Consider the following 11,640-nt stretch of genomic DNA (forward strand, 5'->3'; position numbering starts at 1 on the left):
CAAAACCCTAAGTCTGCGATCTTGCGTTGTTGCCGCAACGGTTGCGGATTGGTTGAATGACGTATATGCGAATGTCACGTGCAAGTGCTCCACCTGCGACAGCAGGTGAGATGTTCGCGCTGATCCGTGACGGTGATGCCGACACCCGAGCGGACCTCGGAAAGACGACCGGCCTGTCGCGATCGGCCGTCGCCGCACGCGTCACTGCGCTCACCACACTCGGATTGATCGTCGAAACCGAGGACACTCTCTCGACCGGGGGCAGGCCACCTGCCCGGTTGTCGTTCGACGTCGACGCGGGAATCGTGCTCGCTGCAGCCATCGGCCGAAGTCGTTCACAACTGGGCGTGTTCACCCTCGGTGGCGAATTCCTCCTCGGCGACACCGTCGACCAGGAGATCGGCATCGGACCGGACGAGTTGATGCCGCAGATCACCAAGCGACTGGAAGCGCTCGTCGACGACGCTGCACGCAGCGATCACCGCATTCTCGGAGTCGGCCTGTCCATCCCCGGCACCGCGGACACCGCCCGTGGGTGCAGTCTCGACTCCCCGATCATGCACGGCTGGGACGGAGTCCCGCTCGCACCGTTCTTCGCCGACACGACCGACGCGCCGGTCTTCCTCGACAACGACGCCAACGCGATGGTGCTGGCCGAACGCCGCGACAACCGGCATCGATTCACGAATGCGCTGCTGGTCAAGGCGTCGACGGGTCTCGGCGCGGGGATTGTCGCCGGCGGCGAACTGCAGCGCGGATCACTCGGCGCAGCAGGAGAATTCGGCCACACCAAAACCTCCGCCGCGGCCGGAGTCGCATGTCGCTGCGGAGACAGCGGCTGCCTGGAAGCCATCGCAGGCGGCTGGGCACTGGTACGCGCATTGCAGGAACAAGGCAGAAGCGTCGGCCACATTCGAGGCGTCGTCGACCTGGCGGTGAGCGGCGACCCCGAGGCGCGTCGGCTCATTCGCGACAGCGGCCGCCACATCGGCGAGACGCTGGCAGGCGCCGTGAACCTACTCAACCCCGAGGTCCTCATCGTCGGCGGAGACATGGCCAAGGCCTACGACATCTTCGTCGCCGGGTTACGTGAGACCGTCTACGGAAATGCGACGGCGCTGGCCACCAAGGCTTTGACCATTCAAGCGACAACACACGGCGACTACTCCGGCGTCATAGGTAGCGCGGCAATGGTATTGGACCAGGTACTGAGCGCGCGAGCGGTCGACGACGCACTGGGCGGCTGACGTCCGCCCACGGCGCTTCTCCCGTTCGGCGCAGGATCGGAACCATTGACCGCAGCTACACCGGAATGTGGCCGGGCTGCCACCAGGAGCGTCTAGGGTGATCGCTGTCACATTCGCGAATGCTGAAAGCGGTCCCCATGGCTTTGAAAGCGGCAGACGATCCGAACATCGAGTTGTTGAAGACCGATGCGGATCTGCCCCCGGTCGGAGTAGTCGACAAATCTCCGATGACTCCCGCCAAACGCGTCCTGTTCGTCCTCATCGGATTGCTCGGTGGTGTGGCCTGGACGGTCGTCGCGATCGTCCGAGGCGAGAACCCCAATGCGGTGTGGTTCGTGATCGCAGCGGTCTGCACCTACATCATCGCGTTCCGGTTCTACGCACGGTTGATCGAGCGTAAGATCGTCTTCCCTCGCGACGACCGAGCCACGCCTGCCGAGATCCTCGAGAACGGCAAGGATTACATGCCGACGGATCGGCGGGTGCTCTTCGGTCACCACTTCGCCGCGATCGCCGGTGCAGGCCCCCTCGTCGGCCCTGTTCTGGCCGCTCAGATGGGCTACCTTCCGGGCACGATGTGGATCATCATCGGCGTCGTGTTCGCCGGTGCCGTGCAGGATTTCCTCGTCCTGTGGATCTCGACGCGACGCCGGGGCCGCAGCCTCGGCCAGATGGCCCGCGACGAGCTGGGAGTGGTCGGCGGCACCGCGGCACTCATCGGCGTCTTCGTCATCATGATCATCATCATCGCCGTGCTCGCGCTGGTGGTCGTCAACGCTCTCGCGGAGAGCCCGTGGGGCGTCTTCTCCATCGCACTGACCATCCCCATCGCGTTGTTCATGGGCGTCTACCTGCGCTACCTGCGTCCCGGCAAGGTGTCCGAGGTGTCGTTGATCGGCGTCGTGCTGCTGCTGTTCGCCATCGTCGCCGGCGGCTGGGTCGCCGAAACCGAATGGGGCACCGATTGGTTCACTCTCTCGAAGGTCACCGTCGCCTGGTGCCTGATCGGATACGGCCTCGCCGCCTCGATCCTGCCGGTGTGGCTGCTTCTCGCTCCGCGTGACTACCTGTCCACGTTCATGAAGGTCGGCACCATTGCACTGCTGGCCGTCGGCATCCTCATCGCACGGCCCGAGATCCAGATGCCCGCGATGACGTCGTTCGCCACCGAGGGCAACGGTCCTGCGTTCTCCGGCTCGCTGTTCCCGTTCCTGTTCATCACCATCGCCTGCGGCGCCCTGTCCGGGTTCCACGCCCTCATCTGCTCCGGCACCACTCCGAAGCTGCTGGAGAAGGAAAAGCAGATGCGGATGATCGGCTACGGCGGCATGCTCACCGAATCCTTCGTCGCGATCATGGCGCTCGTCACCGCCTGTGTTCTCGATCAGCACATCTACTTCGCGCTCAACGCTCCGGCGACGCTCACCGGCGGAACCCCGGAAACCGCGGCGGACTACGTCAACGGGCTCGGCTTGAGCGGCGGGGACATCACCGCAGCGGAATTGAGCCAGGCGGCATCCGACGTCGGCGAAGAATCGATCATTTCCCGCACCGGTGGTGCACCGACGCTCGCATTCGGTATGTCCGAGGTGCTGCATCAGGTCTTCGGCGGCGAAAGCCTCAAGTCGTTCTGGTACCACTTCGCGATCATGTTCGAGGCACTGTTCATTCTCACGACGGTCGACGCAGGCACGCGCGTTGCACGCTTCATGCTCTCCGACAGCATCGGCAACCTGCCCGGCTCGTCGGCCAAGAAGTTCAAGGACCCGTCGTGGCGACCCGGCGCATGGGTGTGCTCGTTCATCGTCGTCGCAGCGTGGGGCGCAATCCTTCTCATGGGCGTCACCGACCCGCTCGGCGGCATCAACACGCTGTTCCCGCTCTTCGGCATCGCAAATCAGTTGCTCGCCGCGATCGCCTTGACGGTGGTCCTGACCATCGTGATGAAGCGCGGCCTGTTCAAGTGGGCCTGGATTCCCGGTGTCCCCCTTGCCTGGGACCTCATCGTGACGATGACCGCGTCGTACCAGAAGATCTTCTCGTCGGTGCCCGCCATCGGATACTGGGCGCAGCACTCCCAGTTCGTCGACGCCAAGAACCAGGGCCTCACCGAATTCGGCAGCGCCAAGTCCGCCGAAGCAATCGACGCCGTCATCAGGAACACGTTCATCCAGGGAACGTTGTCGATCATCTTCGCCGTGCTGGTCATCATCGTCGCCGCAGCCGGCATTCTGGTCTGCATCAAGGCTGTTCGAGCAGGCGGACTCCCGGACAACGAAGAACCCGAGGTTCCGTCGAAGATCTTCGGACCCGCAGGCTTCGTCCCGACCGCGGCAGAGAAGGAAATCCAGGGCGAATGGGACAAGCTCATCGCCGACGGCACCGTCCGCGCACCGGGTGCGGCGCACGCAGGGCATCACTGACATGCGCGGGCTTCTGTGGTGGATCACTTCGGTGATGGGCGACAAGGACTACGAGCGCTACGTCGCCCACATGCAGCGGGTCCACCCCGGCGAACCGGTTCCGTCCGAACGTCAGTTCTGGCGGGACCGCTACGCCGACGCCGACACGAACCCCGGCGCCCGCTGCTGTTGAGGTGAACTGGCGTCGTACATGCGTGTCCGATTCCCGCTAGCGACTACAGGGGGCGCGGTGACACAGTGGAGTCCATGGAATTGGACTTCGACCGGTGTTACCGCGCCGTCTCGGCACGAGACACCCGTTTCGACGGGCAGTTCTTCACTGCCGTGCGCACGACGGGCATCTACTGTCGCCCGTCGTGCCCGGCGACCACCCCCAAGGCACATAACGTCACGTTCGTTCCGACCGCTGCCGCCGCGCAGCACGAGGGATACCGTGCGTGTCGACGCTGTCAGCCCGACGCCACTCCGGGCTCACCGCGATGGAACATCCACTCGGATCTGACGTCGCGCGCCATGCGCTTGATTTCCGACGGCGCGGTGGAGCGCGGTGGCGTCGACGCTCTCGCCGATACCCTCGGGTACTCGACCCGGCAGTTGACGCGGGTGCTGACCACAGAGATCGGCGCGGGCCCGCTCGCGCTGGCCAGGGCCCACCGCGCCCACACGGCCCGCACCCTGATCCAGACGACCGACATGTCGATGAGCGACATCGCATTCGCATCGGGGTTCTCTAGCATCAGGCAGTTCAACGACACCGTTCGGGAAGTATTCGCCGTCAACCCCACGACGTTGCGCGACGAAGCGAATCGCCGAAAGACCATCTCGTCCAACGGAACCGTGTCGGTGAGACTCCCCTATCGTCAGCCGATGGACACCGGGTGGCTCGAGTGGTTCCTCGAAGGCCACGCGGTACCCGGCATCGAATCGTTCGAGAACGGCCTCTACCGGCGGTCACTGCGTCTCCCCCACGGTCACGCCGTCGTCGGGATGCGCTTCGTCGACGGGTACGTCGAGGCAACGCTGAGCCTGATGGACATGCGAGACCTCGCCCCCGCCGTCGCCCGGATCCGTCACCTGCTCGATCTGGACGCCGACCCCGAAGCCGTCGACTCCGCGCTGTCCGAGGACCAGGCGTTGGCGTCGAACATCGCCGCACACCGCGGGATGCGAGCGCCCGGCAGCATCGACGGTGAGGAACTGTTGCTGCGCACCATGATCGGGCAGCAGATCTCACTACGCGCCGCCGCCACCCACACTGCGCGCCTGGTCGACGCGCTCGGCGACCACATCGAGGATCCACTCGGCGGCACCGTCACGCGGTTGTTTCCCAGCGCGGCCGTCATCGCCGAACGCGGACACGAGGTACTCACCGGCCCGCGTGCACGGGTCAGTTCGATCATCGGCGTCGCCGACGCGGTGGCGTCGGGCAAGATCGTCCTTCATCCGGCCCGGCCGGCCGAGGAGCTGGAACGGGACTTGCTCGCGCTCAAAGGGATCGGCCCGTGGACGGCGCGGTACGTCGTCATGCGCACTCTCGCCGACCCGGATGTATTGCTCGACACCGATCTCGTCGTCCGCCAGGGCGCCGAGGCACTCGGACTTTCGCTGAAGGACTCGGACCGCTGGGCGCCGTGGCGGTCCTACGTCTCCATGCACCTGTGGAACATCGCCCTGACAAGGAGAGCAGCATGACTGCATCGTTCGCCACCACCGACACCCCGATCGGCCCGTTCACGACCGTCGTCGACGACGCGGGGTCGGTGCTCGCCTCGGGATGGACGGACTCGATCGACAATCTGGTCCCGCTGATCCACACAAGTCTCCGGCCTACCGATCTTCGGCAGGCCTCGACGCTCGGCAGCGTGACCGCAGCCGTCGACGCCTATCACCGCGGCGACGTGCACGCCATCGACGACGTACCGGTATCGCAACAGTCGGGAGAATTTCTGGTCCACGCCTGGAAGGTTCTGCGGACAGTGCCTGCCGGGTCGCCGGTGACGTACTCGCAATTCGCGGAAATGGCCGGGCGCCCGGCGGCCATTCGAGGGGCTGCGTCCGCCTGCGCGCGCAATGCTGCCGCACTGTTCGTGCCGTGCCACCGAGTGTTCCGAATCGGCGGCGCGCTCGGCGGATTCAGATGGGGTCTGCCGGCGAAGGAATGGCTCCTGACACACGAAGCAGGAGTGGAGCCTGCGGAATGACCGGTGGAGGCAGGAGTAAAGCCTGCGGAATGACCGGTGGAGGCAGGAGTGGAGCCTGCGGAATGACGGGTGGAGGCAGGAGTGGAGCCTGCGGAATGACCAGGGGAGCGGGAGTGGAGTCATGAAACGTTAAGGTCACTCGAGTGGATCGAACGATGCACCGAGCGGCGGGGCGACGGAAGGAACGTGCAGCGTGACGGACAAGACAGCGCCCGAAGTGAAACCGGGGCGTGATCGCGGCGACCTCATCGGTGTCGGCGGAATCTGGTTGGCGAAATGGTCGCTGATCCTGGTGTCCGTCTCGGCGGGTGCCTGGGTTCTCGGCTGGCTCATCTCGGCGTTGTGGGTGGTGATCCTGCCGGCTCTGCTCGCGATCATCGTCGCGACGGTCCTGTGGCCACCGACCAAATGGATGATGCGCGTCGGGCTGCCTCCGGCGTTGTCCGCGACTGCCGCACTCGTCGTGTTCTTCCTCGTCATCGGCGGCATCATCACGTTGATCGTGCCGTCGGTGGTGGACTCGGCACCCGAACTCGCGGACAAGGCGACCGACGGCGTCGCGCAGGTTCAGGATTGGCTCAAGGGCCCGCCGGTCAACTTGCAGGACGAGCAGATCGACAACGCCGTGTCGGCGATCACCTCGCGACTGCAGGACAGTGGCACCGCGATCGCCTCGGGCGTGTTCACCGGCGTCTCCGCTGCGGGTTCGATTCTCGTCACGCTCGCGTTGGTGCTCGTTCTGTCGTTCTTCTTCGTCAAGGACGGCGTCCGGTTCATTCCGTGGCTGCACGGAATCGCCGGCGGCCGCGCTGGTCGCCACCTCGCCGAGGTCCTCGCGCGTATGTGGGCGACGCTCGGCGGCTTCATCCGCACTCAGGCCATCGTGAGTCTGATCGACGCCTTCTTCATCGGCCTCGGCTTGGTCATTCTGGGCGTGCCGCTGGCCCTGGTGCTGGCGACGTTGACGTTCCTGGGTGGCTTCATCCCGATCGTCGGTGCGTTCGTCGCAGGTGCGTTGGCCGTGTTGGTCGCGCTCGTCGCGAACGGGCCGACTACGGCACTCATCGTGCTCGTCATCATCATCGCGGTGCAGCAACTGGAAGGTAATGTGCTGCAACCGATTCTGCAGAGCCGCAGCATGAACCTGCATCCCGCGATCGTTCTGTTGGCGGTCACCGGCGGTGGTTCCGTCTTCGGCATCATCGGCGCGTTCCTGGCTGTCCCCGCAGCAGCCGTGGCAGCTGTGCTGATCCGCTACGTGTCGGAACAGATCGACAGGCACTCCAACGAATCAGACCGAGTGGAGCTCGAGGAACAGGCTCCGGACACGGAGGATCTCGTCACCGACGAGGACGGTGTCAACAAGGATTCCAAGGAGAAGAAACAGAAGGATCAGGACGCCGCGAAGAGCTGAAGCCTCGATCCCTCTCGCTCACGAATGACGTGCAGGCGCGTCGGGATGCGTTGACGCATCTCGTCGACGTGGCTGACAATGCCCACCACCCGGCCGCCTGCACGTAGTTCGTCCAGAACTCCCATCACCGATTCCAGGGTGTCGGCGTCCAGCGTGCCGAAGCCCTCGTCGATGAACATGGTGTCCAGGACGACACCGCCGCTCTCCGCTGCGACGACGTCGGCAAGGCCGAGTGCCAATGCCAGCGATGCCAGGAACGATTCACCCCCGGACAGAGTCTTCGCCGAGCGCACGGCACCGGTGTAGTCGTCGCGGATGTCGAGACCGAGTCCACCACGTCGACCCCGCGATTCTGCCTCGTCGGAGTGAACGAAATCGTATCGGCCCGAAGACATTCGACGCAGTCTCGCCGACGCGGATTCCGCGACCTCCTCCAACCGCGACGCCAACACGTACGACCGGAGGGACATCTTCCGCGAGTTCTGACCGCGGCCGGCCACTACGTCGGCGAGTGCCGCAAGTTCGTCGTGCTTGGTCTGCATGGGCGCAGCACGGTCGATGGCCGCCCACAAGCCGGCCGTCAACTCCTCCAACTGTTCGGCCCGCCGCTTGCACTCGGCGTGCTCGGCAACGGCAGCATGCAAGCGTACTTGCGCGTCCTCGACGGCGACCCGCGCCGCCGCGGTGTCGACGGGGTCGAGGTCCGCGACGGCCGCGATCGCGGGTTCGGCGAGCACTTGCTCGGCGTGGGCGCGGATGTCGTTGGCTTGCGCGAGCTGCTTTTCGATGGACTGCGCCCGCGACGGAGACACCACGGCGGCCGCAGCCTCGCGAGCAGTCGAGAAGCCCGACTCCGCGATCAGCGCATCCAGCCTTCGAGTCACGTCCTCCATGTCGAGGAGCGCGCGCGAAGCCTCCTCTCGCCGCTCGACGACGACGGACGACAGTGAGATGAGCTTTTCCAGCCGCTTCACCTCGGCGTCGATTCCCTCCGTCCCGTCGACGGCTGCGGCAATCGTGGCTCTCATCTGCGCCACGTCGTCGGCCATCTGCGCGGCCCGCGCACTCAATCCTGCTGCCGCGGCCTGCTCGTCGGCTATCACTGCGGCGAGTCTTTGATCCTCGCCGCGCAGGTGCGTCAGCCGTGCGTCCAGGCTCTCTCGTTGCTCCGCGGCCGTCCGTGCGGATCGGAGCGCTACGGAGACCTTGTCCAGGGAAGCGACCAACTCTGCGCTGTCGCGGTCTCCCGATTGCTGAACCAGCACGTCTCGGGTCCGCAGCAGCGCAGTGACCTCCGCCGCCTTCTTCTCGGCGATGGTTCCCGCCCGACGCTCGCTGGCTGCGGCGTCCGCCTCGTCGTCCTTGGTGACGGTCGACTCCTCGGCGCGGGTCGGCGCGGGATGCGACAGTGACCCACACACTCCGCACGGCGCACCGTCGACCAGGCTCGACGCCAACTCGGCGGCCATTCCGGACAGCCGTTGCTCGCGCAGGTCCAGGGTGTGAGCGCGCGCATCGTTGAACGACGCGACCGCTACGTGATGCGCCTTCTCCGCAGCAACGAGCCGCTTCCGAGTCTTCGCGAGTTCGATCGCTGCTTCCACGGCGCTCGTGATACGAGACCACTCTGCCTCGAGCGCAGGCACTTCGGCAGCCGCATGCACGGCCGCGCGCAACGACGATTCGGCCTGAGCGATCTGCTCGGGCAGGACGTTGCGATCGGCGCGGTGAGCGCTCGACTTCTTCTCGACGGCTGCGTGCTCGGCCAGAAGAGACCGAGCCGATCTGTCCGCTGCGTCGGCCTTGCGCGTCAGCACACGAAGCTCTTCGAAGGCCGCGACCTCCGTCGTCCACTGCCGTACTGCTGCCGCGACGACGGCCCGGGCCTCGGGCGTGTCCGAGGCGTCGGGCGACCGATCCACCGCCAGGGCGTCGAGCACGACGGTCGATCCTTCGGTGCGCTCGAACAGCGTTCGGACGGAGTCGAATTCCCGCGTCGCGGCCTCGCTCGCCGAGGTGATACGCGCGCAGTCCGCGGCAAGAGCTGCGATGGGGCCTGCCGCTGCGGATTGCTCCAGTTCCTTGGCGAGTGCGTCCCTCGCGGACGCGGCGGCGTGGAATTCCGCCAGCTGCTGCCGGGCCAGCTCTCTGCGTGTCTGCAGTTGCCGAGTTGCGTCCAGTGCCGCCAGTTCTTTGGTTGCCGACTCGGACACCTCACGGGCGAGGGCCAGCGTGCGCGCAGCGTCCACCGATGCGTGCCGCGCCGATTCGAGAACGTCCCCCGCCCACTCCACCGGCGGTCGATCCAGCTCCTCCGCCACGCCCGATGCCGTGGAAATCTGCCCCAGTAGTTTGTCCGTTGCAATCCGGCTCGATTCGAGAGCCGCGGCGCTGGTACGACGTTGCTCAGCGAACCATTCCTCGATGTCGCCGAACCGTGCCGTGTCGAACAATCGCTCGAGCAAGTTGCCGCGCTCGTCGCTGTCCGCCCGGAGGAACCGGGCGAACTCACCCTGGGGAAGCAACACCACTTGGAAGAACTGATCCGCACTCATACCAAGAGCCGCGCCGACGGCGTCGCCGATCTCGTCCAGCCGCGTCAAGTTCTGACTCTTGCCGTCCAGCCACGTCATCGACGCCTTGGCGTTCTGCTTCGTGGTGCCCGTTCCGCGCTTCTTCGGGCGGTGGAACTCCGGGCTGCGAACGATGCGAATCCGCCTGCCGCCCAACGTCGCTTCCAATGTGACCGTGGGGACGGCGCCGATCTCCGCGTGATCGGACAGCAGACGCTTGCCTTCTTTCCTGGCACCGGGCACCGTCCCGTACAGGGCGAACGCAACGGCGTCGAGCACAGTGGTCTTGCCGGCGCCGGTACGACCGTGCAGCAGAAAAAGCCCGTCTGCTCCGAGAGCGTCGAAATCCACTTTCTCCGTACCGGCGAACGGCCCGAATGCAGTGATCTCCAGAGAATGCAGCCTCACGCGGACTTCCCGAACAGCTCGTACTGGCCGGTCGCCTCGTCGGCTGTGACCTCGTCTCGCTGAACGCTGGCCAGGGCGCGTTCGAGCAAGCGGATCTCCGACGCACTGGGCGCGCTGCGCATGTCCGTCACGAACGAGGCCATGATCTCGCTGTCGGTCCGGCCGCGCACGCGGTCACGGTAGCGAACAGTGGAATCGTCTGCGGGACGCTTCCATTCGAGGTGAATTGCATGGGGAAACCTCGTCTGCAAGGAACGCATCGCGTCGACCGGCCGTACGGCGTCGGTCAGCACGGCAGAGACGTAATGATCCTCGGCCTCGGTGAAGCGATCGTCGGTGAGCAGTTCCTCGACCGTCCCCTGGACCTGGCTCAGTCCGCGAACGATGGGAAGGTCCACGCGTTCGACGTCGGCGAGACCCTGAGCGTCGAGATCGAGAATCCAGACGGCCTTGCGGTGGCTGCGCTCGCCGAACGAATACGGCAGCGGCGACCCGGAGTAGCGGACCCTGTCCGTCAGAGTCTGCGGAGAATGCAGGTGCCCCAGGGCCACGTAGTCCACACCGTCGAACGCCGACGCCGGCGCCGTCTCCACCCCGCCGACGGAGATCGACCGTTCCGAACCGGTTGCTTCCCCGCCGACGACGAACGCGTGCGCCAGTACGACCGACCGCACCGCATCACCGCTGCTGCGCCTCTGCTCCAGGTCCGCTGTCACTCGACTCATCGCGGCCTCGAGCACCTCGGCGTGGCTACGTGCGCCCGGGATGTCGAGCTCGCCGCGGGTGGTCTCCGGCTCGAGATACGGGATGCCGTAGAACGCGACGGGGCCGAACCGGTCCTCGAGCAGCACCGGTGTGCCCACCTCGGACACGCGGGTCATCAGATGCAACCCGCCTGCAGCGGCGAACGCGGACCCAGCGCCCAGGCGTGCAGGCGAATCGTGGTTGCCCGACGTCGCGACGATGACCGCTCCCGCGGCACGGATGGCCTCGAGCCCGCGGTTGCACACGAGCACAGCGTCGGCGCTGGGCACCGCCCTGTCGTAGATGTCGCCCGGTACGACGACGACGTCCACCGCGCGCTCGGCAACCAGATCTGCAATGGCGCTCAACGCAGCAGCCTGGTCGGCAAGCAGATCGGTGCCGTGAAACGTGCGGCCTATGTGCCAGTCCGACGTGTGCAGGATCCTCATGGAACAAGACGCTAACTTCACCTACCGACAAACTCCGTGACGTGGCGCGGCCTGTCGGCGGGAGTGGAGCCTGCGGAACGACCCGGGGGGCGGGAGTGGAGCCTGCGGAACAACCCGGGGGGCGGGAGTGGAGCCTGCGGAACGACCCGGGGGGCGGGGGTGGAGCCTGCGGAACGGCGGG

The 11,640-nt window shown here is 66.0% G+C and carries 8 protein-coding genes; 6 read left to right on the plus strand and 2 right to left on the minus strand.

What is annotated here, in order from left to right; all coding sequences use genetic code 11:
- The first annotated feature begins 71 nt into the window (after positions 1 to 71).
- From BH95_RS13220 to BH95_RS13245, 6 genes are all read left to right on the plus strand, one after another.
- Entirely contained in the window at positions 72 to 1,247 is a 1,176-nt protein-coding gene (locus tag BH95_RS13220; RefSeq protein WP_020112630.1) for an ROK family protein, read from the plus strand.
- A gap of 137 nt (positions 1,248 to 1,384) precedes the next feature.
- Positions 1,385 to 3,670, plus strand: a complete 2,286-nt coding sequence (locus BH95_RS13225) for a carbon starvation CstA family protein (RefSeq protein WP_026347850.1) — start codon at positions 1,385 to 1,387, stop codon at positions 3,668 to 3,670.
- Position 3,671: 1 nt separating this feature from the next.
- Positions 3,672 to 3,842, plus strand: coding sequence for a YbdD/YjiX family protein (locus BH95_RS13230; protein WP_371828032.1), 171 nt, complete (start codon positions 3,672 to 3,674; stop codon positions 3,840 to 3,842).
- A 74-nt stretch (positions 3,843 to 3,916) separates the two neighbouring features.
- Positions 3,917 to 5,362, plus strand: coding sequence for a DNA-3-methyladenine glycosylase 2 family protein (locus tag BH95_RS13235; RefSeq protein ID WP_037185132.1), 1,446 nt, complete (start codon positions 3,917 to 3,919; stop codon positions 5,360 to 5,362).
- Complete coding sequence (locus BH95_RS13240) at positions 5,359 to 5,871, plus strand: methylated-DNA--[protein]-cysteine S-methyltransferase (protein WP_037158456.1); 513 nt, start codon at positions 5,359 to 5,361, stop codon at positions 5,869 to 5,871. The genes BH95_RS13235 and BH95_RS13240 overlap by 4 nt, the downstream gene beginning before the upstream one ends.
- A 193-nt stretch (positions 5,872 to 6,064) precedes the next feature.
- Positions 6,065 to 7,285, plus strand: a complete 1,221-nt coding sequence (locus BH95_RS13245) for an AI-2E family transporter (protein WP_019665456.1) — start codon at positions 6,065 to 6,067, stop codon at positions 7,283 to 7,285.
- Here the strand turns inward: BH95_RS13245 and BH95_RS13250 are convergent.
- Together BH95_RS13250 and BH95_RS13255 are read right to left on the minus strand one after the other, a co-directional pair.
- On the minus strand, positions 7,264 to 10,266 hold the full coding sequence (locus BH95_RS13250; RefSeq protein ID WP_037182675.1) for an AAA family ATPase: 3,003 nt from the start codon (positions 10,264 to 10,266) through the stop codon (positions 7,264 to 7,266). The two genes, BH95_RS13245 and BH95_RS13250, sit on opposite strands and share 22 nt — an antisense overlap.
- Positions 10,263 to 11,459 (minus strand): metallophosphoesterase family protein, encoded by a 1,197-nt coding sequence (locus tag BH95_RS13255; protein WP_037158461.1) that lies wholly within the window; start codon positions 11,457 to 11,459, stop codon positions 10,263 to 10,265. Before BH95_RS13255 ends, BH95_RS13250 begins: the two co-directional genes overlap by 4 nt.
- Positions 11,460 to 11,640: the final 181 nt, after the last annotated feature.

Source organism: Rhodococcoides fascians A44A, from assembly GCF_000760735.1.
Lineage (GTDB): Bacteria > Actinomycetota > Actinomycetes > Mycobacteriales > Mycobacteriaceae > Rhodococcoides > Rhodococcoides fascians_E.

Coding starts and splice junctions, on each gene's coding strand:
- BH95_RS13220 (WP_020112630.1), top strand. CDS start 72: ATGTCACGTGCAAGTGCTCCACCTGCGACAGCAGGTGAGATGTTCGCG.
- BH95_RS13225 (WP_026347850.1), top strand. CDS start 1,385: ATGGCTTTGAAAGCGGCAGACGATCCGAACATCGAGTTGTTGAAGACC.
- BH95_RS13230 (WP_371828032.1), top strand. CDS start 3,672: ATGCGCGGGCTTCTGTGGTGGATCACTTCGGTGATGGGCGACAAGGAC.
- BH95_RS13235 (WP_037185132.1), top strand. CDS start 3,917: ATGGAATTGGACTTCGACCGGTGTTACCGCGCCGTCTCGGCACGAGAC.
- BH95_RS13240 (WP_037158456.1), top strand. CDS start 5,359: ATGACTGCATCGTTCGCCACCACCGACACCCCGATCGGCCCGTTCACG.
- BH95_RS13255 (WP_037158461.1), bottom strand. CDS start 11,459: ATGAGGATCCTGCACACGTCGGACTGGCACATAGGCCGCACGTTTCAC.